This is a genomic window from Streptomyces sp. NPDC059866, assembly GCF_042731325.1.
Classification (GTDB): domain Bacteria; phylum Actinomycetota; class Actinomycetes; order Streptomycetales; family Streptomycetaceae; genus Streptomyces; species Streptomyces flavusporus.
The window spans coordinates 1-25,710 of record NZ_JBHWJT010000003.1 but is presented as its reverse complement, the minus strand read 5'-3'; the positions used below and the strand labels follow the sequence as shown (position 1 = coordinate 25,710).

Sequence of the window (25,710 nt, the reverse complement as noted above, 5' to 3'; positions counted from 1 at the left end):
ACGCACCGGAAGGGAAACAGCACAGTGAGTTTCGGGGGACCCAACCCGTACCAGCCGCAGTGGCCACCGAACGGCGGACCGTATCCGCCGCCCCCGAACCCGGGCCCCTACGTCCCGCCCCCGAACCCGGGACCGTATCCGCCGCCGTACGTCCCGCCGCAGCCCGGTCAGCCGCCGTACAACAACCCCTACGCTCCGCACCCGCCGGGCTTCCCGCCGCACCCGCAGCCGTACGTCCCGCCGCGCCGCAACGACTCCCTCTGGTCGCTGCTGGGCGGTCTGCGGGGCGCCGAATGGCCGCCCCTGCGTGAGCTGTTGCGGGCCGGGCGGACCCGGATCCACGGCTGTGTGTGGGCGCTTCTGGTGTTCCCGTGCAGCTGGTTCGCGATCGTGCCCCTCATGGCGGGCTACTCCTTCGCCCGCTCGGCCCGCATCCGGGCGCACCGGCTCTTCCCGGTGCGTGGTCACCGGCACTTCGACGATCCCCACGTGTGGCGCATCCAGAAGGCGCGGGCCTGGACCGCGGCCGTCATGTCCCTTCTGCTGCTTGCCGTGTACGGAAAACCGGAGGACATCAGTGAGGCCCAGCAGCAGTACATGATGCGGCTGGCCGTCACCCCGCCGCTGCTGCTGGTGAGCGCCCCCGTGGTCATCGCCCTGCTGTTCCGCATGGCGTCGGCGGCGGCGCGGGCCGAGATGCGACCGCGGCTGCGCGCCGCGGGACGGTCGGCGCTGTGGTACGTCGGTGCTGTGACAGGGGTGCCGCTGTGCCTGGTGGGGATCTCTCTGACCGCGAACGAGTCGGACATCCCCGCCGGTGCCTGGTACGGCTCGCCCTGGGTCGTACTGGCGGTCTTCCTGCCGTTCGTCTGGCTGCTGTTCTTCCTCGGCTTCGCCACCGGCCCCGCGATCCGCAGCGGTTTCAACGCCGCCGCGGTGCACCCCGCGCTGCCCGCCCTGCTCACCGGCACCCTGGTGTGGGAGTTCGCCGCGATCAGCATGCTCGCGGGCGGACTGCCCCCCGGCCCGCCCGTGATCCAGATCCTCGCCCTGTTCGGCGGCCCGGCCTCGGTCACCGCCGTGGCCTGGTGGGAGATCCGGCGACTGCGCGCCCTGCACGGCGTGACCCTGCGGCGCTGAGACCCGCACCGCTGCGCGGTACACCTTGTGCGACCGTGATTACGTATGGCCCATGACTGCGATCAGACTGCTCCTCGTCGACGACGACCCACTGGTGCGGGCGGGACTGTCCTTCATGATGGGGGGTGCGGACGACATCGAGATCGTCGGCGAGGCCGCCGACGGCGGCGAGGTCGAGGCGCTCGTCGACCGCACCCGCCCCGACGTCGTCCTGATGGACATCCGGATGCCGACGGTGGACGGCCTCACCGCCACCGAGCGGCTGCGCGGACGCGAGGACGCCCCGCAGGTCGTGGTCCTGACCACCTTTCACGCCGACGACCAGGTGCTGCGGGCGCTGCGCGCGGGCGCGGCCGGGTTCGTCCTCAAGGACACCCCGCCCGCCGAGATACTCGACGCCGTACGCAGGGTCGCCGCCGGGGACCCCGTCCTGTCGCCCACCGTCACCCGCCAGTTGATGGAGCACGCGGTCGGCACCGCCGCCGACAACCGCCGCACCCGCGCGCGGGAGCGCATCGCGGCCCTCAACGACCGCGAGCGGGAGGTCGCCGTCGCGGTCGGCCGGGGTCTGGCCAATGCCGGGATCGCCGCGGAACTCTTCATGAGCGTCGCCACGGTCAAGACCCACGTCTCCCGCATCCTCGCCAAGCTCGACCTGAACAACCGGGTGCAGATCGCCCTGCTGGCATACGACGCGGGACTCGTCGGGGACGGCGATCAGGACGGGCGGTAGGCGTGCCGGCCTGATGCCCCCACCCCGCGTCCGCTCACCTCAGCACCGGCTCGGCCCCGCCCGGGATCTCCGCGAGCCGGACGGGTCTGTGCTCCCGGCGCGAGAGTTCGCAGGCCTCGGCGATCCTGAGCGCCTGCAACGCCTCGCGCCCGTCGCAGGGGTTGGCCCGCTCGCCCCGCACCACCTCCACGAACGCGCACAGCTCGGCCTCGTAGGCGGGGCCGAACCGCTCCAGGAAGGTGGTCCACGGCTTGCTGGCGGCCGGCGGCCCGGTCGGCTCGGTCGACGCGATCGGCGTACGGTCGTCCAGCCCGACCACGACCTGGTCCAGCTCCCCGGCGAGCTCCATGCGCACGTCGTAGCCCGCCCCGTTCAGCCGTGTCGCGGTGGCCGTGGTCAGCGTGCCGTCGTCGAGGGTGAGGAGCACGGCCGCCGTGTCGACGTCGCCCGCCTCGCGGAACACCGGGGGACCGGCGTCGGACCCGGCGGCGTACACGTCGACGACCTCGTGCCCGGTCACCCAGCGCACCATGTCGAAGTCATGGATCAACGTGTCCCGGAAGAGCCCCCCGGACAGCGGCAGATACGCGACCGGCGGCGGCTCCTGGTCGGAGGTCAGCGCCCGTACGGTGTGCAGCCGCCCGAGCCGGCCCGAGCGGACCGCCTCGCGCGCGCCCGTGTAGCCCGCGTCGAAGCGGCGCTGGAAGCCCATCTGGAGGATCGTTCCGGCGGCCTCGACCTCGGCGATCGCATGCAGTGAGCCGGGCAGGTCGAGCGCGATCGGCTTCTCGCAGAACACCGGCAGCCCCGAACGTGCCGCCCGCCCGATCAGATCGGCGTGGGCCGATGTCGCCGTCGTGATCACCACGGCGTCCACACCCCACCGGAAGATCTCGTCCACGCCCGGCGCGGCCGTCTCCCCGAGCCGGTGCGCCAGCTCCTGCGCCCGCGCGGGGTCCACGTCCGTGAGGATCAAGGAGCCCACGTCCCGGTGGCGGCTGAGCGTGTTCGCATGAATGGTGCCGATGCGGCCCGTCCCGATGACCCCGATGCGCATGGAAACAAAGTGGGGTCGCACCCACCGCACTGTCAATGCTTATGTCCGGACAATCGGACTACACAACTTCCCGTCATCCCGTCACGGAGCTACGCTCGCCCCGTGCCGAAACCAGATGTGGACCCGACCGCACAGCTCGACCTCAGCGTGGACCGGAGTTCCCCGGTGCCGCTGTACTTCCAGCTGTCCCAGCAGCTCGAGGCCGCGATCGAGCGGGGAACGCTCACCCCCGGCAGCCTGCTGGGCAACGAGATCGAGCTCGCCGCCCGGCTCGGCCTGTCCCGCCCCACCGTCCGCCAGGCCATCCAGTCCCTGGTCGACAAGGGCCTGCTCGTGCGCCGCCGCGGTGTCGGCACCCAGGTCGTGCACAGCCAGGTCAAGCGGCCGCTGGAGCTCAGCAGCCTCTACGACGACCTGGAGGCGGCCGGGCAGCGCCCGGCGACCAAGGTCCTGGTCAACACCGTCGTCCCGGCGTCGGCCGAGGTGGCGGCAGCGCTCGGGGTCGTTGAGGACAGCGATGTGCACCGGGTGGAACGGCTGCGGCTGGCGCACGGGGAGCCGATGGCGTACCTGTGCAACTTCCTGCCGCCCGGCCTGATCGAACTGGACACCGCGCAACTGGAGGCCACCGGCCTGTACCGGCTGATGCGTGCCGCCGGGATCACCCTGCACAGCGCCCGGCAGTCCATCGGAGCCCGCGCCGCCACCGCCGTCGAGGCCGAACGGCTCGGCGAGAGCGAGGGCGCCCCCCTGCTGACCATGCAGCGCACGACCTTCGACGACACCGGCCGGGCCGTCGAGTACGGCACGCACACCTACCGTCCGACCCGCTACTCCTTCGAGTTCCAGTTGCTCGTACGACCCTGACGACCCCGCGCGGAGCCGGCCCCGTTCGTCGCAATGTCCGGACAAGGCGACCGACTCGCGCTCCCCGGTCACGAGACACCCGATCCCCGTGTTCATACTGGGGCGTTTGGGGTCGGCGGGATGACCGGCCCCTTGCGTACCTGAAACACAGCAAGAAGGGCACGGCCTCGTGGCACGGTTTCGGACCTGGGTAGGCATCGCGGTGGCAGGGGTGCTGTGCGCCTCCCTCGCGGGTTGCAGCAGCACCGGCGGCAAACGCGCCGAGGACGCCCGCAAGGCCGCGGCCGCCCAGGGCAAGGCAGCAGTGAACACGCCCCGCTGGACCTTCGCCATGATCACTCACTCGGGCGACGGCGACACCTTCTGGGACATCGTCCAGAGCGGCGCCGAGCAGGCCGCCGTCAAGGACAACATCAACTTCCTGTACTCCCACGACGACGAGGCCCAGCAGCAGGCGCAGCTCGTGGACGCGGCCGTCGACAAGGGCGTCGACGGCATCATCGTCACCCTCGCCAAGCCCGATGCGATGAAGGCCGCCGTCGCCCGCGCCGTCAAGGCCGGCATCCCGGTGATCACCGTGAACTCCGGCTCCGCGGAGTCCAAGGAGTTCGGCGCCCTCACCCACATCGGCCAGGACGAGACGATCGCGGGCCGGGCCGTCGGCGAGGAGCTGAACGAGCGCGGGAAGAAGAAGGCGGTCTGCGTCCTGCACGAGCAGGGCAACGTCGGCCACGAGCAGCGCTGCGCCGGCGTGCGGGAGACCTTCGACGGCACCGTGCAGAACCTCTACGTCACCGGTACCAACATGCCCGACGTGCAGTCCGCCCTCGAGGCCAAGCTGCAGTCCGACACCGCGGTCGACGCCGTCGTCACGCTCGGCGCCCCGTACGCCGACACCGCCGTCAAGGCAAGGGAGAGCGCCGGCAGCGACGCCGAGATCGACACCTTCGACCTCAACGCCAAGGTGGTCGCCGCACTGAAGGCCGGCACTCTCGGCTTCGCGGTCGACCAGCAGCCCTACCTGCAGGGCTACCAGGCGGTCGACCTGCTGTGGCTGTACAAGTACAACGCCGACGTCCTCGGCGGCGGCGAGCCCGTGCTCACCGGCCCGCAGATCATCACCAAGGACCAGGCGGGCGCGCTCGCGGAGTACACCGAGCGGGGCACCCGATGAGCGCGATCACTGACGAAAGGATTCTGCACGCCTCGCCGCTGCGTAAGCTGCTCGGCCGCCCGGAACTGGGCTCGGTCGTCGGCGCGATCGCGGTCTTCCTCTTCTTCGCGGTCGCCGCCGACAGCTTCCTGAAGGCGTCCAGCCTGAGCACCGTCCTCTACGCGTCCTCCACGATCGGCATCATGGCCGTCCCGGTCGCCCTGCTGATGATCGGCGGCGAGTTCGACCTGTCCGCGGGCGTCCTCGTGACGTCCTCGGCGCTGGTCTCGTCGATGTTCAGCTACCAGATGACGGCGAACGTCTGGGTCGGCGTCGGCGTCTCCTGCTGGTCACGCTCGCGATCGGCGCCTTCAACGGCTTCATGCTCACCCGCACCAGGCTGCCGAGCTTCATCATCACGCTCGGCACCTTCCTGATGCTGACCGGCATGAACCTCGGCTTCACCAAACTGATCTCCGGCACCGTCTCCACCAAGACGATCGCCGACATGGAGGGCTTCCCCACCGCCCACGACGTCTTCGCCTCGACCCTGACCGTCGGCGGCGTCGACTTCAAGATCACCATCCTGTGGTGGTTCGCCCTGATCGCCCTCGCCAGCTGGATCCTGCTGCGTACCCGCGCCGGCAACTGGATCTTCGCGGTCGGCGGCAACCAGGACGCGGCCCGCGCGGTCGGCGTCCCGGTCGCCAGGACCAAGATCGGCCTCTACATGGGCGTCGCCTTCGGCGCCTGGATCTCCGGCCAGCACCTGCTCTTCTCCTACGACGTCGTCCAGTCCGGCGAGGGCGTGGGCAACGAGCTGATCTACATCATCGCCGCCGTCATCGGCGGCTGCCTGATCACCGGCGGCTACGGCAGCGCGGTCGGCTCGGCGGTCGGCGCGTTCATCTTCGGCATGACCAGCAAGGGCATCGTCTTCGCCGAGTGGAACCCCGACTGGTTCAAGTTCTTCCTCGGAGCGATGCTGCTCCTCGCGACCCTGCTCAACGCCTGGGTCCGCAAGCGCGCGGAGGCCACCAAGTGACCAAAACCCCTCGGCGTACGGCGCTCGTGGAGCTGTCCGACGTCAGCAAGCACTACGGCAACGTCCGCGCCCTCGAAGGTGTCTCGCTGGAGGTCCATGCCGGGGAGATCACCTGCGTCCTCGGCGACAACGGGGCGGGCAAGTCGACCCTGATCAAGATCATCGCCGGTCTGCACCAGCACGACGGCGGCACCCTGCGCATCGAGGGCGAGGAGACCCGCCTCGCCTCCCCGCGCGAGGCCCTGGACCGCGGTATCGCCACGGTCTACCAGGACCTGGCCGTCGTCCCTTTGATGCCGGTCTGGCGGAACTTCTTCCTGGGCTCCGAACCCCGCAAGGGCACCGGCCCCTTCAAGCGCATGGACGTCGACCTCATGCGCCGCACCACCCACTCCGAACTCCTGCGCATGGGCATCGACCTGCGCGATGTGGACCAGCCGATCGGCACCCTCTCGGGCGGCGAGCGCCAGTGCGTGGCCATCGCCCGGGCGGTGCACTTCGGCGCCGAGGTCCTCGTCCTGGACGAGCCGACGGCGGCACTGGGTGTGAAGCAGTCAGGGGTGGTCCTGAAGTATGTGGCGGCGGCCAGGGACCAGGGGCTGGGTGTTGTGTTGATCACCCACAACCCGCATCACGCGTATCTGGTCGGCGACCGTTTCGTGCTGCTGAAGCGCGGCAGCATGGTGGCGAACCACACACGTGACTCGGTGACATTGGACGAGCTGACACGCCAGATGGCAGGCGGAAACGACCTGGACGATCTACGCCATGAACTGCAGCGCACCTGAGGGGCACGGGGAACTGCGCGACCAGCCACAATGACCCGCAGCCGGCGTACGTCACGAACCACCCCGTGCCGCCCCTGTTCGGCACCCGGCGTGAGCGTGCGGCAGAATCGGCGGCGATGAGCACCTACCGTGACCTCCCGATCTCCCGGGCGCTGAGTTCCGCCCGCGCAGGCGGCGCCCCCATCGGCTCCCGCCGCGCCCCAGTGCTGCGCACGGTCGGCACCCGGGAACGCCGCTCCCATCTGACGGCACCCCGGGTGCCGACGGTGGGCATCGACATCGGCGGCACAAAGGTGATGGCCGGAGTCGTCGACGCCGACGGCAACATCCTGGAGAAGCTCCGCACGGAGACCCCGGACAAGTCCAAGAGCCCGAAGGTCGTCGAGGACACCATCGTCGAACTGGTCCTGGACCTGTCCGACCGCCACGACGTGCACGCAATCGGCATCGGCGCGGCCGGCTGGGTCGACGCCGACCGCAACCGCGTCCTGTTCGCCCCCCACCTGTCCTGGCGCAACGAACCCCTGCGGGACCGCCTCGCCGGCCGGCTGTCCGTCCCGGTCCTGGTGGACAACGACGCCAACACCGCCGCCTGGGCCGAGTGGCGCTTCGGCGCCGGCCGCGGCGAGGACCACCTGGTGATGATCACGCTGGGTACCGGCATCGGCGGCGCGATCCTGGAGGACGGCCAGGTCAAGCGGGGCAAGTTCGGTGTCGCGGGCGAGTTCGGGCACATGCAGGTGGTGCCCGGCGGCCACCGCTGCCCGTGCGGCAACCGCGGCTGCTGGGAGCAGTACAGTTCCGGGAACGCGCTGGTCCGGGAGGCCAGGGAACTGGCCGCCGCTGACTCGCCGGTGGCGTACGGGATCATCGAGCACGTCAAGGGCAACGTCGCGGACATCACCGGCCCGATGATCACCGAGCTGGCCCGCGAGGGCGACGCGATGTGCATCGAGCTGCTTCAGGACATAGGGCAGTGGCTCGGCGTCGGCATCGCCAACCTGGCGGCCGCCCTGGATCCGTCCTGCTTCGTGATCGGGGGCGGCGTCAGCGCGGCCGACGACCTGCTGATCGGCCCCGCCCGGGACGCCTTCCGGCGTCATCTCACCGGCCGCGGCTACCGCCCCGAGGCCCGTATCACCCGCGCCCAGCTCGGCCCCGAGGCCGGCATGGTCGGCGCCGCCGACCTCGCCCGGCTGGTCGCCCGCCGCTTCCGCCGCGCCAAGCGCCGCCGGGTGGAGCGGTACGAGCGCTACGAGCGGTACGCGGAGGCCCGCCGTACCGGGGAGTGGACGTGACCGGTTCGCTGCCCCAGCAGGGCGGTCCCGCGGACGAGCCGGACGTTCGGGCCGAGGACCGTGCTCACGTGATCCGCCGGAGAGCGTTCACCCTGCTCATCATCGTGCTGCTCATCGGCATCCCGGCCGGCTACCTGGTGATCTCCGCCAACCAGAGCCGCAACAGCGGCAAGGAGAAGGAGGAGAAGTACTCGGCCCGGGGCCTGACCGAGGGCTGGCCGTCCAAGGTGCAGCGCCGCCTCTACCAGGTGCCGATACCGCATCCGGCCAACCAGGTGGCGTGGTACGAGACGAACAACTGGCGGACCAGCCGCCTCTACGTGCAGTTCCAGACCACGCACGCCGGACTGGACGCCTTCCTGAAGGAGATCGGTGTCAGCCGTGGGCAGCTGAACAAGGGCAGCATCACCATCGGTGCCCGCGACCGGAACGCCACCGGCTGGAAGTTCGCCGGCCCCGGCGCCCGGCCCGGCACCTACTGGGGCCTGGTACACGAGCAGAAGGAACCCAGGCCGACGCAGCAAGTGGTCGTGAACACGGGCAACCCGACCTACCCGATGGTGTACGTCGTCTCCCGCGTGGTTCCCTGACCACGCCCGGCTGCGTGCCGCCGGCCGCCGGGGCCGATTGTCAGACCCCGCCCGTAGAGTCGAAGACGGCTGATCCGACGAGCGGGCGGGAGGTGACCATGCGTACGGGCGAGCAGACCGGGGCGGACGGGCGGGCGGACGGTTCTGCCGTGCCCGCGGGACTCGCAGCCGTCTTCCTGCCGGCACCACTTCCGCGCGCGGGCCGGGTCGCCTTCTGGGATCCGCAGGACGGTTCGCCGACCTTCCCCGCTCCCGCAGCGGCACCCCCATGGGGTGCCGAGCGCATGGACCTGACCGTCGTACGACCCCATGGTGCCGGCGTGCGCCGCAGGCGGACGCCCGCACTGACCCTGCCGGTCGGCGAGGCCCTGCCGCTGCTCGTGCGCGCGCGGCACGACCCCGCCGCCCACCCCGCCACGGCCTGCTGGGGCGCGGCCGCCCTGCACGCGCTGCGGCTCGCCGCCCGCGGCCGCCTGCTGCCCGGCCTGACGCCCACCGGCCACGACGCCTGGCGGGCCGGCCCCCTCGACCCCGACGACATCGCCCACCTGCGCGCGGTGGCCGCCGCCCTGCCGTACGAGGGCCATGCGGTGCCCCTGCCCGGCCCGGGCCCGCTTCTGCTGCCCGAGCCGGAAGCCCTGATGCGCTCCTTCCTGGACGCGGTCGCCGACACCCTGCCCCGCACCCCGGCCGCCGCGCACGCCTGCGGCAGGCCCTTCGCGGCGCAGGAACCGCAGCACCTGCCCGCCGCGCACGACTGGGCCGCCGAGGTCGCCGCCGGGATGGACGCGGGTGTGCGGATCTCGCTCCGCCTGGACCTGTCGGCGCACGACCTGTTCGACGTGGGGGAGAGCGACGACCGGGTGCGCCGGGCGGGGGCCGCGATCGTGCAGGTGCACAGCCTCGCCGACCCCACGCTCGTCGTCGACGCGGCCGCGCTGTGGGCGGGCGACGCGGACGCCGAGTTCGGTCCCCGCGCGCGGGTGGACGCCGCGCTCGCCATCCGCCGGGCGGCCCGCGTCTGGCCTCCGCTGGACCGGCTCGCCGAGCAGGACGTGCCCGACGTGCTCGCCCTGTCCGAGCCGGAGCTCGGCGACCTGCTGGGCGCGGCGGCCGGCCGGCTCGCGGCGGCCGGGGTCGCCGTGCACTGGCCCCGCGACCTGGCCAGGGACCTCACGGCGGCCGCGGTGGTACGGCCCGCGCCGGGCTCGGCGACCGACGGCACCGGCTTCTTCGAGAGCGAGGAACTGCTCCAGTTCCGCTGGCAGTTGGCGCTCGGCGGCGAGCCGCTCACCGAGTCCGAGATGGACGCGCTGGCCGAGGCCCACCGTCCCGTCGTACGGCTGCGGGACCAGTGGGTGCTCGTCGACCCGGCCCTGGTCCGCAAGGCCCGCAAGCGCGAACTGGGCCTGCTCGACCCGGTCGACGCGCTGTCCGTCGCCCTCACCGGCACCGCGGAGGTCGACGGCGAGCAGGTCGAGGCGGTGCCGGTCGGCGCACTCGCGGCGCTGCGGGAGCGGCTGACCGCCGGCGTACGGCCCGCCGAACCACCCGCCGGCCTCCGGGCGACCCTGCGCGACTACCAACTCCGGGGCCTGGCCTGGCTCGACCTCATGACCTCCCTCGGCCTCGGCGGCTGCCTCGCCGACGACATGGGACTGGGCAAGACGGTCACCGTCATCGCCCTCCACCTCAAGCGGGCCCGCACCGAACCGACCCTCGTGGTCTGCCCGGCTTCCCTGCTCGGCAACTGGCAGCGGGAGATCCACCGGTTCGCCCCCGGAGTTCCCGTCCGCCGCCACCACGGCGCCGAGCGCACCCTGGACGATCTCGACGGCGGATTCGTCCTCACCACGTACGCCACGATGCGTTCGGCCGCCCCGACACTGGCACAGCAGAAGTGGGGCATGGTCGTCGCGGACGAGGCACAGCATGTCAAGAACCCCTACTCGGCGACGGCGAAGGCCCTGCGCACCATCCCGACACCCGCGCGCGTGGCCCTGACCGGCACGCCGGTGGAGAACAACCTCTCCGAGCTGTGGGCGCTGCTGGACTGGACGACCCCCGGCCTCCTCGGCCCCCTGAAGTCCTTCCGCGCCCGGCACGCGCGCGCCGTCGAGAACGGCGAGGACGAGGAGGCGGTGACCAGACTGGCCCGCCTCGTCCGGCCCTTCCTGCTGCGCCGCAAGAAGTCCGACCCCGGCATCGTCCCCGAGCTGCCGCCCAAGACGGAGACCGACCACCCGGTCCCGCTCACCCGTGAACAGGCCGCGCTGTACGAGGCGGTGGTGCGGGAGTCCCTGCTGGCCATCGAGACGGCGGAGGGCATGGCGCGCCGCGGGCTGGTGCTGAAGCTGCTGACCTCGCTGAAGCAGATCTGCAACCACCCGGCGCTGTATCTGAAGGGGGAGCACGGGCCGGGCGGCGACCGGCTCGCCGCCCGCTCCGGCAAACTCGCCCTGCTGGACGAACTGTTGGACACACTCCTCGCCGAGGACGGCTCGGCGCTCGTCTTCACGCAGTACGTCGGCATGGCCCGACTGATCAGCACCCACCTGGCCGCCCGCGCCGTCCCGGTGGACCTCCTGCACGGCGGCACACCGGTCCCGGAACGCGAACGCATGGTGGACCGCTTCCAGAGCGGCGCCACACCGGTCCTGGTGCTGTCCCTCAAGGCCGCCGGCACGGGCCTGAACCTGACCCGCGCGGGCCACGTCGTCCACTTCGACCGCTGGTGGAACCCCGCGGTCGAGGAACAGGCCACCGACCGCGCCTACCGCATCGGCCAGACCCAGCCCGTCCAGGTCCACCGTCTCATCACCGAGGGCACGGTCGAGGATCGCATCGCCCAGATGCTGGAGTCCAAGCGGGCCCTCGCCGACGCGATCCTCGGCTCCGGCGAGTCCGCCCTCACCGAACTGACGGACCGTGAGCTGTCCGACCTGGTGTCGTTGCGGAGGGCATCGTGACGGGCGCGGGCGAAGAACACCCGACGGTCCCGAACGGTCCCGCCGCGCCGGACGCCGCCGTCCCGGCCGACCGCACGCCACAGCCACGCCCCGCCGACGCGGCCCGCCGGGCCCTGCGGGCCGCGCGGGAACAGGGGAGCCGGGATCCCGAGGAGGCCGCCGACCGGTCCACGGACGAACCACCGGCCCCGCCGCCGGACCGGCCTCCCGCGGCAAAGGACTCCGCGGCTCGAACGCCCAGGCCCGGCGACGCAGCCCGCGCGGCACTGCGCCGGGCGGCATCGACGCGACGCGGTGAGGGCGAAGCCGAGGGCGCGGCGGAGGACGTCGAGCCGGCCGACCGGACGAACGCCCGCCCCGCAGACGCCGCGCGTGACGCACTCCGCGCAGCCCTGCGCGAGCGCGCGGCGGCCTCGGAGACGGAGCCGGGCACGGACCCCGCCGGTGGTTCGGGGCTGGGTGCCCGTCCTGACGTGTCTGCTGCTGGTTCGGGGTTGGGTGCCCGGTTCGGCGTGGCTACCGCTGGTCCAGGGCCGGCTGCCCGTTTCGGCATGCCTGCCGCCGGTCCGGAGCCGGGCGCCCACCCCGACGGGTCCGCCACCGGCCGGCCCGGAATCCGCCCTGGCGGGTCCGTCGCCGGTCCGGAGCCCGGCTCCCATGCCGACGGGTCCGCGGCCGGTCTCGGGCCGGGCGCTCACCCTGGCGGGTTCATCGCCGGTCCGGAGCCGGGCGCCCACCCCGACGGGTCCGCCGCCGGTCCGGAGCCGGGCGCCCATCCCGGCGTTCCCGCCGCAACCCCCCGCGTCCCCCGCTCCATGGGCTCGCCGCACCGCGACGGTGAGCTGCGTCGCACCTTCCCCGCCTTCCCGGCCCGGCCGTCCGACGACGCGCCCTTCGCCGCGACCTGGTGGGGCAACGCCTGGATCACCGCGCTGGAGGAGGGCGCGCTGGACGTCAAGCGGCTGGCACGTGGGCGTGGTTACGCCGACCGCGGTCACGTGGACGCCATCACGGTCACGCCCGGACTCGTCCTCGCCTACGTGCGCGGCAGCCGCCCCCGGCCGTACCGCGTGCAGGTCCGGCTGCGCACCCTGGACGACGCCGACTGGGAGCGGTTTCTGGACGCCGCCGCCGACCGTCCCGCGCACATCGCCGCGCTCCTCGACAAGGAGATGCCCGAGGCGCTGGCCGAGGGGGACGTACCGCTGCTGCCCGGCCCCGGTGACCTCGATCCGCGCTGCAGCTGCCCCGACCGCGGCCACCCCTGCAAGCACGCCGCCGCCCTCTGCTACCAGACCGCACGCCTGCTCGACGCCGACCCCTTCGTCCTGCTCCTGCTGCGCGGCCGGGGCGAACGCGAGCTGCTCGACGCGCTCTCCCGGCTGAGCGCCGCCCGCGCGGCCCGTGCCGCCCAGGACCGGGAACCGTCCCCGCTGCCCGGCACGCGGGCCACCGACGCCCTCTCCCGTCGCGAACCCCCGCCCCTTCCACCCCCGTTGCCTCTTCCCCCGCACCCCGAGCAGCCCCCGGCATACCCGGCTGCCCCGGGCGGCCCGGACCCCTTCGCGCTGGATCAGCTGGCCACCGACGCCGCCGCCCGCGCCCACGCCCTGCTCGCCACCGGCGGGGACCCGGTGGCCGAGCTGACCCTGTGGCAGGACGCGGTACGGCTCGCCGCGGCCCGCCCCGGCTCCGGTCTCACCGCCGGTACCCGCGCCCTGTACTCCTCGCTCGCCTCCGCCGCCGGCCGCACCCCGGCCGAGCTGGCCCGGGCGGTCGCCGCCTGGCGGCAGGGCGGCCTCGACGGCCTCAGCGTCCTGGAGGAACCCTGGGACCCGCCGGCCGGCCGCTTCGACCGGGCCCGCCCGCTCCTCCTCGCCGCCGACCTCCCCGCCTTCCGCCCCTGGCGCAACCGCCTCACCCACCCGCACGGCCACGTCCAGCTCCGCCTCGGCCGCGACAACCTGTGGTACGCCTACGAGTCGGAACCGGGCCACGACGACTGGTGGCCCGCGGCACCCCGGACCCCGACCCGGTCGGCGCCCTCACGGGCCTCGGCGCCACCGAGGAAACCTGACCACACCGCCCCGGTCACCTTCACCCGGCCCGAGTCGATGACATAACCGCGGTGGGCGACCTTGAGGGCGGCCCGTGCGTTCTGCTCGATGAGCAGCACCGACGTTCCCGCCTGGTTGATCGAGACGATGGCGTCCATGACCTGGGCCACGACCAGCGGTGCCAGACCCATGGACGGCTCGTCCAGCATGATCAGCCGTGGTCCCGTGACCATGGCCCGGCCGATGGCCAGCATCTGCTGCTCGCCGCCGGACAGCGTGCCGCCCTGCTGATTGCGGCGTTCGGCCATGCGCGGGAACAGCTCGTAGACCTCCTTGATGCGCTTGTCGATCGACGCACCGTCCCGCGCGGTGCAGCCGCCGAGCTGGAGGTTCTCGTGGACGGTCAGCCGGGAGAAGATCCGCCGGCCTTCGGGGCACGTGTACGATCCCGCGTTCGACGATCGACCAGGGCGTCGCCGCCGTGATGTCGTCTCCGTAGGCCGTGATGGAACCGGCCCGGGACCGCACCACGCCGGAGATCGTGGAGACCGTCGTCGACTTGCCGGCGCCGTTGTTGCCGAGTGAACGACATCGACCTGGTGGTCCCGGACCCGACCGCGCTGTGGCGGGTCGTCGGCGCGCTCGTCCGTGAGCACGGCCCGTCGGAGATGGACGTGACCATGTTCGGCACCGCGGGCCTGCACTTCCTGGTCACCCTGTCCTGGCCGGCGGCGGATCCGCTGCTGGACTACGACCCCCGCGCCGAGATCTTCACCTGTGCGCTCACCGGCGATCAGGGCGCGGTCCCGCTGCGCCCCCGGCTCCCGGACGACCCGGTCGCGGCCGGGCTCCTCGCCGTCGCCGAGGAGCGCTTCGAACGGCCCTTCAACGCCAAGGACATCGTCGACGTGATCATGACGCTCACCCGGAACGGGACGTCGACATCCCCGAACTCGCCCGTCTCGCCGACGAGTTCCACCTGGCACCCGAACTGCTGGAACTGCTGCGCCTGTGGGGGGAGTGGGATCCGGAGGGCATCGGCCGCTTCGAGGCGCTGCTCAAGGCCCTCGACCCCGCGGCGGCCCGGGAGGCCCGGCGCCGCGAGGAGTGGCGGAAGCAGGACACCGGCCCGCGCGGCCCGGAGGACCCGTGCACACTGCTCTACGGCATGCGACTCACCCCCGTCGCTTCCGCCCCGCGTCCGGACCGGGCCCCGACCGGGCCGTGGCCCACGACTTCGACCGCAGCACCCTGCTGCTGACCCCGGTCGCCGACTTCCTGCTGGCGACCGGGGAACTGGTCGCCCCCGACCTGTACGACGCGGCACTCACCGCCCTCACGGAACTCGGACGCGAGCGCCCGTCGACGGTCCCGCGAACCGCGGTCCCACCCGGCGGGCGTCCGTGAAGATCTGTCGAGCAGAAGTAGCCGTCCGCCTTGCCGCCGACGGCCTTCGCCGTGGTCAGGAGGGGTGGAGCTCGACGACGACGCGATAGCTGGCGGGTTCCGAGGTGATGTGCAGGCCCGGGTCGTCGAACATGCGCTGCAACGACGCATGCCACTCGGCATTTCCGGTGGCCTTGTCGAGCGCGGTGCCCGAGCTCCACTCGGCGACGTGCACGAATCGCGTCTCGGGCGCGTCGGCGAGGGGGCGGTGCAGACGGGAGCGGAGGAAGCCCGGCTGCGTCGACATGATCCGGGCGTTCTCCTGGTACACCTCGGCGAAGTAGTCGGCCTCGTCCGCGGGCACGGTGTAGCTCTTGATGACGGTGACCGGGCCGTCGACGCCGGTCTTCGAATCCAGGGAATGACTCATGCCACCCTGTCCGGCGACGAGTCGACGGTGTGACGAGCCGCCGGGCTTTTTGCCGGGTCATTACCTGGCAGACGGTGTGCGAGGGCCGTACGGCGTGCCGGGGGCGGTCTTGACGAATGACGAGTGGGTTCGGCCCACTCGGATAAGATGCATGGACAAAGGCATGGCGGAGCGATACTTGCGGCAAAGGCGGACATTATGCCTGATATCGCGCCGTTGCGGGGGCGACGCGACGAGCTGGCGGAACTGGAAGCTCTGGTGCGCCGTGCCCGCGTCGGCCACAGTGGGGCACTGGTCGTCTGCGGCGAGGCCGGTGTCGGCAAGACGGCGCTCCTGGACCACGTCATCGCGAGGGCCGAGGTAAACGTCCGCACCGAGCGCATCGTCGCCTCGCAGTCCGAGATGGAACTCGCCTACGCCGGCCTCCAGCAGCTCTGCGGGCACATGATGGGTTCGGCCGCCCGGCTGCCGGCCCCGCAGCAGGAGGCCATCGAAGCGGCGTTCGGGCTGCGCAGCGCCGCCGCGCCGAGCCCGTTCCTCGTCGGGCTGGCGTTGCTGGGGCTGCTCACCGAGGCCGCGGAGGACCGCGGACTGCTGTGCGTCGTCGACGACGCACAGTGGCTCGACCACGCCTCGGCACGCGCCCTCGCGTTCGCCGCCCGGCGGCTGGACGCGGAAGGCATCGCCCTGGTGCTCGTCATGCGCCAGCCCGACGAGGTGTTCGCGGGCCTGGCGCACATGGTCGTGGAAGGGCTGGGCCACGAGGACGCGCGCGAAATCCTGCGCCTGGCGGTGCCCGGCGGTCTCGACCAGCGGGTCCGCGACCAGCTCATCGCGGAGGCTCGCGGCAACCCGCTCGCGCTGCGGGAGCTGCCCCGGGCCCTGAACCCGGCCCAGATCGCCAGCGGCCTCACCCTGAGCAGCACCCTGCCGCTGGAGAACCGCATCGAGCAGAGCCTGGTCGTGCAGCTCGCCTCGCTGCCCGCACCGGCGCGCCTCCTGCTGCTGCTGGCGGCCGCCGAGCCCACCGGTGACCCCGGACTGCTGTGGAGGGCGAGCGCGGTACTGGGACTGGGGCCGGACGCTTTCGACGCGGCCAAGGACGCTGAGGCGCTCGTCGTCGGCACCCGCGTCGGCTTCCGTCATCCGCTGGTGCGGTCGGCCGTGTACCGGGCGGCGTCACCGGCGGACCGGCGCCGCGTCCACGCCGCCCTGGCGGACGTCACCAGCGCCGAGCACGACCCGGACCGCCGGGCCTGGCACCGGGCCAGCGCCACACTGCACCCGGACGAGGAGGTCGCCGCCGATCTCGAGCGGTCCGCGGCGCGTGCGCGGACACGCGGCGGCCCGGCTGCGGCGGGCGCGTTTCTGGAACGGGCGGCGGAGCTCACCCCGTCGCCGTTCCACCGCGGGCAGCGGCTGATCGCGGCCGCCGAGGCCAAGCACAACGCGGGCGCGCCGGGCGCCGCCCTCCGCCTGCTCGAGTCCGCCCGCGCCCTCCCTCTCACCACGTTGCAGGAGGCGCTCGTCGCGCGGCTGCACGCTCGGGCCGGATACGCGCTGCGGCGTGATCGCAGCGGGGTGCAGCACCTGCTCGCCGCGGCGCAGGGACTCGAAGGGCTCGACCCGGTGCTCGCCCGCGACACCTACATCGAGGCGCTGGCCGCCGCGACCTACGGCGGCAGGCTCGGCGACGCCGAACAGGTGGCCGCCGTCGCGAACGCGATCCTCGCGGCGACGCCGGCCGCTGAGGAGTCCGACCGGGCGGGTGACCTCATTCTGCGCGGCCAGGCGCTGCTCGCCGCCGAGGGGCAGGAGGCCGCGATCGCCACCCTGCGACGGGCCCAGCGCGCCTTCCTCGAGCAGGCACCGGACTTCCTCGAACTGCACTGGATGTGGTTCGCCTCGCGTGCCGCCCAGGACCTGTGGGACCCGGCCGGACTTCGCGCCCTCGCCGACCGGCAGGTCGAGCTGGCCCGCGCCGAAGGCGTCGTCACCGTACTGCCGATCGCCCTGAGCCTGCTGATGCTGGTGCAGATGACCGACGGCGACCTGGACGGGGCCGAAGCCTCCTGCGACGAGATCGACGCCATCAAGGAAGCCACCGGGAATCCGCTCCCGCGGTACGGACGGCTCCTCCTCGCGTCGTACCGAGGACAGGTCGACGACGCGGAACGCTGGGCGGAGCGCATCCGGGCCGACGGGCAGGCGCGCGGCGAGGGATACGCGCTGAGCGCGGCCAACTTCTCCCAGGCGGTCCTCTACAACGGCCTGGGCCGCTTCGCCGAGGCGGTGGTCTGCAGCCGCCGCGAGCTGCCGTACACCCATGAACTGAACCTCGCGATGCGCACGTTGCTCGAACTGGTGGAAGCGGCCACGCACACCGGTGAGTACGCGCTCGCCGAGACGGCGCTCAGGCAGTTGGCCGGCGTCACACGGCCGGTGGGCACCTCCTACGCGTTGGCCGTGCTGGCGATGGCGGAGGCGCAACTGCGTGAGGGTGAGGAGGCGGAGAACCTGTACCGGGACGCGATCAAGCGCTTCGAGCACGAGCGGATCCCGATCTGGGTGGGGCGTTGCCGACTGTTGTACGGCGAGGCGCTCAACCGCCAGGGCCGGCACGCCGACGCGCGCGAGCAACTCCGCGCCGCGCACGAGGTGCTGACGGCCTGTGGCCTGAACGGCTTCGCCCAGCGCGCCGCGGACGAGCTGCGCGCGAGCGGTGAAACCCTGCGGGTGCGCGAACGGGGATCGGCAGCGCAGCTCACCGAGCAGGAACTCAACGTGGCCCGCCTGGCGCGCGAAGGACTGACGAACCGGGAGATCGGCGCCCGCCTGTTCATCAGTGCTCACACTGTCGAGTACCACCTGCGCAAGGTCTTCGCGAAGCTCGGTATCAAGCGGCGGACCGAGCTGAAGCCCGCCCTCGCCGAACTCACCCTGACTCCGTCGAGGCCCTGAACGGCAACGGCCTGTCGACGGAGCATCGTGACGGGCGTGGGACCTGGGACAACACTGTGGTTGTCAGAGCGTGTGAAAAGTGCGGTAAGGTAAACACAGTGTTCCGGACGCCGGGTTGTGCGTCCCACGCGAGGCGTCCGGAGTGCCACCCGCTACCTAGAGCCAGCGGATGCGGTGTGCCCCGGACGTCGATCGCTCCCCCGAGACCGGCGTCCGGGGCCACCCGTCGTGTGCCGACGGAAAAGCTGTTCGGGAGCAGGATCACAAGGCGCGATAGAGACCGCGACCGGTGCGCCGGATACGAGAGGCGCCGACGAGCCGGTCGAGTGTGCTGCGAATGGCGTTGATACTGCCACTGTCGGTGGCACGGCCCAACGCCACCGCCACGTCGCGGGCGCGCACATCCGTGTCGCCGACCTTCGCGAAGTAGTCCAGGATCTGTTCGGTCAGCCTGCCGTACGTCCGCTCCGGGGCGCCCTTCGGCCGGGCTGCCCGCGTCGTCGGTCCCTTCTCGCCCCCGGTCCCGCGTGCCGTTCGAGCGATGTCGGCCGAGGTGGTGGGGGAGGCGGTCGGGAGCGTGTCCGAGGGTGCCCCTTCTTGCGGTGCGGCCGCCAGCATGACCTCGAGGGCTCCCAGCGCCCGTTGAACGGTGTCGAGATGAGCGACGACCGCAGCGAGTTCTCGCTCCAGTGCCTGCTTCTGCAGTTCCAGACGGCTGAGATCCTCCTGGAGGCTCTCAGCCGTGACCTCGATGTTGTGCGCCGCGCGAGATGCCGGAACCATGTTTTCCTCTCATCCTCAACCCTCACCAATTGTTGCCACTGACACGCGCAGGGCGCAACGGCCGAAGCACACCCTTCGGCGTGAGAGGTGTGACAGCAGGGTCGGTCGCACTGTCCGGGACCTTCTCAGACGCCCTCAGACGTCCCGTGGTCCGTGTCCGTCGGAACGGTCGGAACCGCCGGAAGGAAGGTGCGGGCGGTTCCAACTGCGCAGCTTGTCAGGGTTCAGGACGGCCCAGACGTGGGTGACGTGATGGTCGGCGATGTCGAAGCTGATGACGGCGGCGACCTGGTCGTTGTGGCGGACGACGATCGCGGCGCGGCCGTTGGCGGAACTGAGATGCAGGGTGGTGTGGGGGCGGGGGGCAAGGAGGGTGAGGAGGACGCGGGTGACCTGCTCGCTGCCGTGAACCGGCCTGGTCAGGGCACGGATCTTGCCGCCGCCGTCGAAGAACGCGGTGGCGTGAGGAGACAGCAGGGACACCAGGTGCGCGGGGTCGGTCGTGACGCAGGCTTGCCGCACGGCGCGAACGATCTTGTCGTGTTCTCGCGGTGTCGTGGGATGCGCGCGGCTGATGCGCAGGCTGCGGCGGGCACGGTCGGCGAGTTCGGCGCATTCGTGTGGTGTCCGGCCCACGATGTCGGCGACCGTCTGAGGCGGCATCGCGAAGACGTCGTTGAGGACGAACGCCGCCCGTTCGGTGGGGGAGAGGGCGTCCAGGGCGTTGAGCAGGACGTCGCTGATCTCCTCCGTCAGGGCCGGGTCGAATTCCGTGCCGGCGTCCGGGCCCTTCCCCTCGGGGTTCGGGAGCGGGCGCTCGGGCACGGACAGGCGTGCCAGGCAGATGGTGCCCGTGCTCTTGGTCAGCCAGATACGCGGGTCGGTGATCCCTGTGCGCTGCTTGTCCGTCAGCGTGTACCACCGTCTGTAGGTTTCGGTGACGGCGTCCTCGGCCACGCGCCCGTTCCCCAGCATCCAGCGGGCCACGTTGAGCAGATGCTGTCGCTCGTCCAGCAGCTCCGCGATCGGTGCCGTGTCACCGGTCTGACCCATGAGGCGTCCTTCCTCTCACCCGGCACCGCACCTCAACCGTCGCAGTCGGATCGCAGCGCCCTCCTGCAGTTCAGACTGTACAAGCACGGATCATGTGACAGTGGGTCATCGTCGAGTGCAGCCACAGGATGCTGGGACACAGCGAGGCAATAACAGTGTGACAGCATGAGATGTCACTTCATGCACGAGACGGCATCCACTCATGAAGGGGTTCACCCATGCCCGCGATTCTCGTCCACGGCGTTCCTGACACCCAGCACGTATGGGACGGTGTGCGCCGACACCTGACCAGGCCCGACGTGGAAGCCTGGAACCTGCCCGGCTTCGGGGCCGAACGACCGGCCGGTTTCGGTTCCACCAAGGAGGAGTACGCGGACTGGCTCATCGAGCGACTGGAGCGGATCGGCGAGCCGGTGGACCTGGTCGGTCACGACTGGGGATGCATTCTCACCCTTCGCGTGGCCTCCCTGCGCCCCGACCTCGTCCGTACCTGGGCGGGAGGCAACGGGCCGATCAGCGCGGAGTACGTCTGGCACCCGCTGGCCAAGATCTGGCAGGACCAGGTCGAGGGCGACCGCTACATGTCCGAACTGCGCGCGGAGCCGTTCGCGGAGGAGGTGTCGGTCGGCTTCGACGTGCCGCTCCCGCTGGCCAGGGAGATGGCGAGCCGGGTGGACGACACGATGAAGGACGCGGTCCTCAAGCTGTACCGGTCGGCGGTCACCATGGGCGCGGAGTGGGAGCCGGCGCTGGCCGACGTGACCGCGCCGTGCGTGGTCTTCTGGGGAGCGCAGGACCCCGCCTGCCAGATCGAGTTCGGGCGCAGGCTCGGTGACTCCCTGCGCGCTTCCGAAGTGATCGAGATGGACTGCAATCACTGGCCGCTGCTCCAGCGGCCCGCGGAGGTCGCCGAGATCCTGGAGAAGCACTGGAGCGCGCACTCCGGCGCCTGACGAACACGACGGTCGGAGCGATCGGACCGATCGGACGGCACCGGCGGACCGCACACCCGACCGACGTGACGGTATCCAGCCAGAGCAGAACCAGAAGCGGCACCGGCGATCGCGTATGCGCCCGGGCCGGTGCCGCTTCTGTCACACGGGGCGGCGACGACCGGTCTAAGAGTCGAAGCCGAGGAGAACAGAGGACACTGTGCGTGAGATCTTGATCGTGGGCGGCGGCTACGCGGGTTTCTACACCGCGTGGGGTCTTGAGAAGAAGCTGCGACGCGGCGAGGCACGGGTCACCGTGGTCGACCCGCGTCCCTACATGACGTATCAGCCGTTCCTGCCCGAGGTGGTCGCGGGGTCGGTGGAGGCGCGTCATGCCGCGGTGTCGCTCCGGCGGCATCTGCACCAAACCCGTCTGATCGCGGGTGCGGTGACGGAGATCCGCAACGCCGCGCACACCGTGACGATCCGGCCGCAGTCCGGGCCGGAGTTCGACCTGCACTACGACACGCTGGTGGTGACGGCGGGAGCCGTCACCCGCACCTTCCCGATCCCGGGGCTGCGCGAGCAGGCGTACGGACTCAAACACGTCGAGGAGGCCGTGGCGATCCGCGACCGGCTGCTCACGTCGTTCGACCGTGCGGCGACGCTGCCGGACGGGCCGGAACGGCGCAGGCTGCTCACCGTCACCGTCGTCGGTGGCGGCTTCTCCGGGGTGGAGGGCTTCGGTGAACTGCTGGGCCTGGCGTCCGCGCTGCTCAAGCACTATCCGGAGATCAAGGCGGACGAACTCGCCTTCCACCTGGTCGAGGCGCGGGGCCGCATACTGCCCGAGGTCACCGACCGGCCCGGTGAGTGGGTGGTGCGCTCCCTGGAGAAGCGGGGTGCGCGCGTCCATCTGAACACTCAGCTCCTCTCCGCCGAGAACGGACGCGTCGTGCTGTCGGACGGAACGGAGTACGACTCGGGTCTGCTCGTGTGGACGGCGGGCAACGCCTCCAACCCGATCGTGCACAATCACACCGACCTCCCGGTCGACGAGCGCGGCCTGTTGAGGGTGCGCGCGGATCTCCGGGTGGGCACGGAGACTGAGGTCGTGCCGGACGTCTGGGCGGCCGGTGACGACGCCTCGGTGCCCGATCTCGCCGTAGGCCGACCGGACGCCCGCACGGTGCCCAACGCCCAGCACGCGGTGCGTCAGGGCAAGCGCCTCGCGAAGAACATCCTGGCGTCCCTGCGCGGCCGGCCGACCAAGAACTACGTGCACCACAGCCTCGGGGTGGTGGCCACGCTCGGCCTGGGCCGTGGCATCTTCCAGTACCGACGCCTGGTCATCAAGGGTTTCCCGGCCTGGCTGATGCACCGCGGCTACCACGTCCTGGCCGTGCCGAGCTGGGAGCGCAAAGCGAGGGTGTTCGCCGTGTGGGCGACCGCCGCCCTCTACGGCCGTGACATCGTCTCTCTCGCCTCGGTCCAGCACCCGAGGGACGCCTTCGTCTCCAGCGGTGAGCCACGGCGGCAGGAGTCACGCTGAGCGCGTCCGCTGCCGGTAACTGCCGATAACTGCCGGGCGTTGCTCAGGGTTTGGCCGCGCGGTACAGACCGCGGCCGACCCGGCGTACGCGCGAGGAGCCGACGAGACGGTCGAGCGTGCTCCGGACGGCGTTGATGCTGCCACTGTCGGTGGCACGGCCGAGGGCGTCGGCCACATCCCGGGCCCGGACGTCGACGTCGCCGGCTTGCGCGAAGTAGGCCAGGATCTGTTCGGTGAGTTTGCCGTACGTCCTCACACCGTCGGTGTCACTCTCGGCGCGGTCGGCCGTCGCCCGGCTCGCGGCACCCTCCTCGGCCGGGTCCGCGACCGGCGCGGGCGGCGTGGGCACCGATGCCACCGTCACCGGCGCCTCCGCATCCGCGGCCACGGGACGGTGTGCCGCGGACGACGCAGCGGCCCCCGGCATGAGGGCCTGAAGGGCGCCGAGGGCCCGCTGTACGGAGCCGAGGTGCGCGGTGACCGCCGCCAGTTCCCTCTCCAGCGCCTGCTTCTGCATCTCCAGGCGGGCCAGGTCCTCCTGGAGGCCCTCGGCGGTGATCTCGATGTTGCGCGCCGTGGGGGTCACGGAGACCATGCGTTCCTCTCGTCCTCACCCCTTGTTCCGGCGGGGCCGCCCGATGTGCGGGCTCCGTCACCCGGCCCGGCATCGGGGGCATGATACCGGGCATCGATCGAGCGACCCCCGCCGACCGGAGAGCGCGGCCGGCGGGAGCGGTGGCGCGCACCGCGTCCACCGCGACGGTCCGCCGGTACCCGTCCGCGCTCTCCGTCAGGCACGGCCCGGCGTCGAATGATCGAGGCGGGCGCCGCCTTCCCGGCCCGCGGGCGCCTCGTGGTCGGGGGACTCTGCCACGGAGAGCTGCAGTCGCCGCAGAGTCTCGGAGACCGCGTGGATACGGGCGTCCACTGTTTCGATCGCCTCTCGGAGCAGGCTCAGCCGTCCTTCGAGCAGAGCGGCCTCCGCCGCCAGGGTCGCGGTGGCGGCAGCGGGATCGGACTGCCGGTCAGTGCTTTGGGGCATCTCCTCGTCCTTCCTCAGCTCGTGCCGCAAGCTCGTGAAACAGGCTTCTCAGAAACAGTGATGGCTCGAACGCATCGGATGACGTGTGTCCCTGCCATGCTCCTCCTCCTTCGCTGCGGGACTCGGGCGGGCATCGCCGCAAGCCGTCGACACCGCATTGACCGAACAGTGAGGAGCGCTGTGACAACCGGCGTACGGCCCGCCGCGCCACCGCGGCGGGCGACCGGGGGCGAACTCAGACCTCGCTGACGACCGCGCAGTGGAAACGGGAGCGGGAGTCCAGGAACGCGGCGATCTTGGCCGGGTTGAAGACCCACATCACCTGGTGAATGCCACGGTGTGTGGCGGCGATCGTCATGAAGGTGGCGGGCCGGCCGTCCCTGTGGAGCAGGATGCCGCTGCGCCCGTTGGCCTCGACCGGTTCGGCTTCGACCGTCGGCCAGAAGCGGCGGTGCGCGGTGGACAGGTTCGCCACGCGGGAACGGCCCAGGACGGGGATCCGAGCCGCTCCCCGGATGCCGTTCCCGTCGGACAGGCTGACCGCGTTCGGCGTCAGCAGCTCCTCCAGCGTGCCGACGTCACCCCGCTGGGCGGCGCCGACGAAGGCTTCGAGCAGCCTGCGGTGCTCGGCGGCGTCGACGCTGTCCCGCTGGTTGTCGGTGAGGTGCTTGCGCGCCCGGCTCACGATCTTCCGCACGTTGACGGGACTGAGCCGCAGGATGCGCGCGATCTCGGGATAGTCGTAGTCGAAGGCTTCTCTCAGCACGTACGCGGCGCGCTCGGTCGGAGGGAGTTTCTCCAGCACCAGCAGCAGGGCGAGTTCGAGTGCTTCGGCCCGTTCGGCGCCGACCTCCGGGTCGTTGCTGGTGTCGACGGGCTCGGGCAGCCACGGACCGATGTAGCTCTCGCGGCGCAGGCGGGCCGACTGAGCCACGTTGAGGGCCAGCCGTGTGGTGGTGGTGGACAGGAACGCGACGGGGCTGACCACGATCGCGCGGTCGGTGCGCTGCCAACGCAGCCACACCTCCTGGACGACGTCCTCGGCCTCCACCGCACTGCCCAGCAAGCGATAGGCGATGCCGAAGAGGCGTGGCCGGAGTTCCACGAAGACGGAAACGGCTTCGCTCAGGTCACTGTCCGCGGGGGGCGCCTCTGGATGCATGATCCTTCAGTCTCCGTTTCTGTGTCACAGGTGTGTCGGCGAAGGCGATCGGCCTCTATCGAGGACCGCCGCGGTGGCGGCCCGGCGTACTGAGGGATCTGGCAGGGTGCTGCGCTCGCCTCCGCACGAAGTGACCGCGGGCGCGGATGCTTCGTGACACTTTCGCGGCGAGTTTTTTTCCGGGTTTTCGGAGGCGGGCAGTTCGGCTGTCACATCGGAGCGGGCCTTGCGACGGCGGGCGCCGTCATCGGCCGGATGTCACACCCGCGCTGACAGTTCGGTCTTTCAAGTGGAAAGGGGTAATGCGCGGCACGCGCTTTTCGCGAGCTCCCCCACACGAAGAGCGACCTCCCCCCGAACCGGTATCCGTTCCGCACACAGGAGGCATTCCATGGATTGGCGCGTAAGGGGACTCTGCCTGAGCGAGGATCCTGACCTCTTCTTCCCCGTCGGCAGTATCAACAGCGGTCCGGCGACGCTGCAGGTGGACGAGGCCAAATCCGTCTGCCGCCATTGCCCCGTCACGCGGCAGTGTCTGGCCTGGGCCGTCGAGATGGGCCCGGTCGAGGGGATCTGGGGAGGAACCACGGAAGGGGAGCGCCGTGCCATGCGTCGGCGGACGGTGCGCGAGCAGGCCGTGAAGAGCGCCGCCTGAGAGCAGGGCCTCTCACGGATGTGGGTGGGCGGGGTGGTCCCGAAGCCGGGACCACCC

Annotated in this window: 21 protein-coding genes and 3 pseudogenes; 16 read left to right on the top strand and 8 right to left on the bottom strand. The window is 71.6% G+C overall.

Translation table 11 applies throughout. The features are described from left to right. The first annotated feature begins 24 nt into the window (after positions 1–24). Together ACFV7R_RS04510 and ACFV7R_RS04505 are read left to right on the top strand one after the other, a co-directional pair. A complete protein-coding gene (locus tag ACFV7R_RS04510; protein ID WP_385259808.1) occupies positions 25–1,140 on the top strand; it encodes a hypothetical protein in 1,116 nt (371 codons plus the stop codon). Between the two features lie 52 nt (positions 1,141–1,192). Further along, entirely contained in the window at positions 1,193–1,873 is a 681-nt protein-coding gene (locus tag ACFV7R_RS04505) for a response regulator (protein WP_385259807.1), read from the top strand. Positions 1,874–1,907: 34 nt separating this feature from the next. On the opposite strand, the gene ACFV7R_RS04500 is transcribed toward ACFV7R_RS04505, so the two are convergent. Then, entirely contained in the window at positions 1,908–2,930 is a 1,023-nt protein-coding gene (locus ACFV7R_RS04500) for a Gfo/Idh/MocA family oxidoreductase (RefSeq protein WP_129801398.1), read from the bottom strand. A 117-nt stretch (positions 2,931–3,047) separates the two neighbouring features. Between ACFV7R_RS04500 and ACFV7R_RS04495 the strand changes: the two genes are divergently transcribed. The 9 genes and pseudogenes from ACFV7R_RS04495 (at position 3,048) to ACFV7R_RS04455 (ending at position 13,988) form a co-directional block, all read left to right on the top strand. Continuing rightward, positions 3,048–3,797: a GntR family transcriptional regulator gene (locus tag ACFV7R_RS04495; RefSeq protein WP_385260555.1), complete on the top strand. Its 750-nt coding sequence runs from the start codon at positions 3,048–3,050 to the stop codon at positions 3,795–3,797. A gap of 169 nt (positions 3,798–3,966) precedes the next feature. Further along, a complete protein-coding gene (locus ACFV7R_RS04490) occupies positions 3,967–4,971 on the top strand; it encodes a sugar ABC transporter substrate-binding protein (RefSeq protein ID WP_385259806.1) in 1,005 nt (334 codons plus the stop codon). Further along, positions 4,968–5,995 (top strand): annotated as a pseudogene (locus ACFV7R_RS04485) (ABC transporter permease). Before ACFV7R_RS04490 ends, ACFV7R_RS04485 begins: the two are co-directional and overlap by 4 nt. Further along, positions 5,992–6,783 (top strand): ATP-binding cassette domain-containing protein, encoded by a 792-nt coding sequence (locus ACFV7R_RS04480; RefSeq protein ID WP_385259805.1) that lies wholly within the window; start codon positions 5,992–5,994, stop codon positions 6,781–6,783. The pseudogene ACFV7R_RS04485 and the gene ACFV7R_RS04480 overlap by 4 nt, the downstream one beginning before the upstream one ends. Positions 6,784–6,899: 116 nt before the next feature. After that, the gene (locus ACFV7R_RS04475) at positions 6,900–8,081 is read left to right on the top strand and encodes an ROK family glucokinase (RefSeq protein ID WP_385259803.1); all 1,182 of its coding nucleotides are present in this window, start codon (positions 6,900–6,902) and stop codon (positions 8,079–8,081) included. Beyond that, complete coding sequence (locus tag ACFV7R_RS04470) at positions 8,078–8,671, top strand: sugar kinase (RefSeq protein ID WP_385259801.1); 594 nt, start codon at positions 8,078–8,080, stop codon at positions 8,669–8,671. The genes ACFV7R_RS04475 and ACFV7R_RS04470 overlap by 4 nt, the downstream gene beginning before the upstream one ends. Before the next feature lie 98 nt (positions 8,672–8,769). Then, positions 8,770–11,640, top strand: coding sequence for a DEAD/DEAH box helicase (locus ACFV7R_RS04465; protein WP_385259799.1), 2,871 nt, complete (start codon positions 8,770–8,772; stop codon positions 11,638–11,640). After that, positions 11,637–13,717 (top strand): annotated as a pseudogene (locus tag ACFV7R_RS04460) (SWIM zinc finger family protein). Before ACFV7R_RS04465 ends, ACFV7R_RS04460 begins: the two are co-directional and overlap by 4 nt. Before the next feature lie 88 nt (positions 13,718–13,805). Then, a complete protein-coding gene (locus tag ACFV7R_RS04455; RefSeq protein WP_385259797.1) occupies positions 13,806–13,988 on the top strand; it encodes a hypothetical protein in 183 nt (60 codons plus the stop codon). Here ACFV7R_RS04455 and ACFV7R_RS04450 read toward each other — a convergent pair. Then, a pseudogene (locus ACFV7R_RS04450) lies at positions 13,949–14,225 on the bottom strand (ABC transporter ATP-binding protein); the annotation flags it as partial. The gene ACFV7R_RS04455 and the pseudogene ACFV7R_RS04450 overlap by 40 nt on opposite strands. A gap of 621 nt (positions 14,226–14,846) precedes the next feature. On the opposite strand from ACFV7R_RS04450, the gene ACFV7R_RS04445 reads away from it, so the two are divergent. Further along, positions 14,847–15,104: a hypothetical protein gene (locus ACFV7R_RS04445; protein WP_385259795.1), complete on the top strand. Its 258-nt coding sequence runs from the start codon at positions 14,847–14,849 to the stop codon at positions 15,102–15,104. A gap of 55 nt (positions 15,105–15,159) precedes the next feature. On the opposite strand, the gene ACFV7R_RS04440 is transcribed toward ACFV7R_RS04445, so the two are convergent. Further along, positions 15,160–15,513, bottom strand: a complete 354-nt coding sequence (locus tag ACFV7R_RS04440) for an antibiotic biosynthesis monooxygenase family protein (RefSeq protein ID WP_385259792.1) — start codon at positions 15,511–15,513, stop codon at positions 15,160–15,162. Between the two features lie 198 nt (positions 15,514–15,711). Here ACFV7R_RS04440 and ACFV7R_RS04435 point away from each other — a divergent pair, with 198 nt between their 5' ends. After that, positions 15,712–18,474 carry an AAA family ATPase gene (locus ACFV7R_RS04435; RefSeq protein WP_385259789.1) on the top strand — a complete coding sequence of 921 codons (2,763 nt, stop codon included), beginning with the start codon at positions 15,712–15,714 and terminating at the stop codon, positions 18,472–18,474. A 261-nt stretch (positions 18,475–18,735) separates the two neighbouring features. On the opposite strand, the gene ACFV7R_RS04430 is transcribed toward ACFV7R_RS04435, so the two are convergent. Together ACFV7R_RS04430 and ACFV7R_RS04425 are read right to left on the bottom strand one after the other, a co-directional pair. Continuing rightward, the gene (locus ACFV7R_RS04430) at positions 18,736–19,257 is read right to left on the bottom strand and encodes a hypothetical protein (protein WP_385259786.1); all 522 of its coding nucleotides are present in this window, start codon (positions 19,255–19,257) and stop codon (positions 18,736–18,738) included. A 135-nt stretch (positions 19,258–19,392) separates the two neighbouring features. Beyond that, positions 19,393–20,310 carry an RNA polymerase subunit sigma gene (locus tag ACFV7R_RS04425; RefSeq protein WP_385259784.1) on the bottom strand — a complete coding sequence of 306 codons (918 nt, stop codon included), beginning with the start codon at positions 20,308–20,310 and terminating at the stop codon, positions 19,393–19,395. 218 nt (positions 20,311–20,528) lie between these two features. On the opposite strand from ACFV7R_RS04425, the gene ACFV7R_RS04420 reads away from it, so the two are divergent. Then, on the top strand, positions 20,529–21,263 hold the full coding sequence (locus ACFV7R_RS04420; protein ID WP_385259781.1) for an alpha/beta fold hydrolase: 735 nt from the start codon (positions 20,529–20,531) through the stop codon (positions 21,261–21,263). Between the two features lie 199 nt (positions 21,264–21,462). Beyond that, on the top strand, positions 21,463–22,794 hold the full coding sequence (locus ACFV7R_RS04415; RefSeq protein ID WP_385259778.1) for an NAD(P)/FAD-dependent oxidoreductase: 1,332 nt from the start codon (positions 21,463–21,465) through the stop codon (positions 22,792–22,794). 43 nt (positions 22,795–22,837) lie between these two features. Here the strand turns inward: ACFV7R_RS04415 and ACFV7R_RS04410 are convergent, their stop codons facing one another. The 3 genes from ACFV7R_RS04410 to ACFV7R_RS04400 all read right to left on the bottom strand — a co-directional run bounded on the left by ACFV7R_RS04410 (position 22,838) and on the right by ACFV7R_RS04400 (position 24,998). After that, the gene (locus ACFV7R_RS04410) at positions 22,838–23,389 is read right to left on the bottom strand and encodes a hypothetical protein (RefSeq protein WP_385259776.1); all 552 of its coding nucleotides are present in this window, start codon (positions 23,387–23,389) and stop codon (positions 22,838–22,840) included. Positions 23,390–23,584: 195 nt separating this feature from the next. Next, positions 23,585–23,836 (bottom strand): hypothetical protein, encoded by a 252-nt coding sequence (locus ACFV7R_RS04405; protein ID WP_385259774.1) that lies wholly within the window; start codon positions 23,834–23,836, stop codon positions 23,585–23,587. A 235-nt stretch (positions 23,837–24,071) separates the two neighbouring features. Further along, a complete protein-coding gene (locus ACFV7R_RS04400; protein ID WP_385259772.1) occupies positions 24,072–24,998 on the bottom strand; it encodes an RNA polymerase sigma-70 factor in 927 nt (308 codons plus the stop codon). Between the two features lie 391 nt (positions 24,999–25,389). Here ACFV7R_RS04400 and ACFV7R_RS04395 point away from each other — a divergent pair, with 391 nt between their 5' ends. Next, positions 25,390–25,653: a WhiB family transcriptional regulator gene (locus tag ACFV7R_RS04395; protein WP_385259769.1), complete on the top strand. Its 264-nt coding sequence runs from the start codon at positions 25,390–25,392 to the stop codon at positions 25,651–25,653. The last annotated feature ends 57 nt before the right edge of the window (positions 25,654–25,710 follow it).

Coding starts and splice junctions, on each gene's coding strand:
- ACFV7R_RS04440 (WP_385259792.1), bottom strand. CDS start 15,513: ATGAGTCATTCCCTGGATTCGAAGACCGGCGTCGACGGCCCGGTCACC.
- ACFV7R_RS04475 (WP_385259803.1), top strand. CDS start 6,900: ATGAGCACCTACCGTGACCTCCCGATCTCCCGGGCGCTGAGTTCCGCC.
- ACFV7R_RS04505 (WP_385259807.1), top strand. CDS start 1,193: ATGACTGCGATCAGACTGCTCCTCGTCGACGACGACCCACTGGTGCGG.
- ACFV7R_RS04430 (WP_385259786.1), bottom strand. CDS start 19,257: ATGGTTCCGGCATCTCGCGCGGCGCACAACATCGAGGTCACGGCTGAG.
- ACFV7R_RS04420 (WP_385259781.1), top strand. CDS start 20,529: ATGCCCGCGATTCTCGTCCACGGCGTTCCTGACACCCAGCACGTATGG.
- ACFV7R_RS04410 (WP_385259776.1), bottom strand. CDS start 23,389: ATGGTCTCCGTGACCCCCACGGCGCGCAACATCGAGATCACCGCCGAG.
- ACFV7R_RS04455 (WP_385259797.1), top strand. CDS start 13,806: ATGAGCAGCACCGACGTTCCCGCCTGGTTGATCGAGACGATGGCGTCC.
- ACFV7R_RS04465 (WP_385259799.1), top strand. CDS start 8,770: ATGCGTACGGGCGAGCAGACCGGGGCGGACGGGCGGGCGGACGGTTCT.
- ACFV7R_RS04405 (WP_385259774.1), bottom strand. CDS start 23,836: ATGCCCCAAAGCACTGACCGGCAGTCCGATCCCGCTGCCGCCACCGCG.
- ACFV7R_RS04400 (WP_385259772.1), bottom strand. CDS start 24,998: ATGCATCCAGAGGCGCCCCCCGCGGACAGTGACCTGAGCGAAGCCGTT.
- ACFV7R_RS04425 (WP_385259784.1), bottom strand. CDS start 20,310: ATGGGTCAGACCGGTGACACGGCACCGATCGCGGAGCTGCTGGACGAG.
- ACFV7R_RS04395 (WP_385259769.1), top strand. CDS start 25,390: ATGGATTGGCGCGTAAGGGGACTCTGCCTGAGCGAGGATCCTGACCTC.
- ACFV7R_RS04500 (WP_129801398.1), bottom strand. CDS start 2,930: ATGCGCATCGGGGTCATCGGGACGGGCCGCATCGGCACCATTCATGCG.
- ACFV7R_RS04435 (WP_385259789.1), top strand. CDS start 15,712: ATGCCTGATATCGCGCCGTTGCGGGGGCGACGCGACGAGCTGGCGGAA.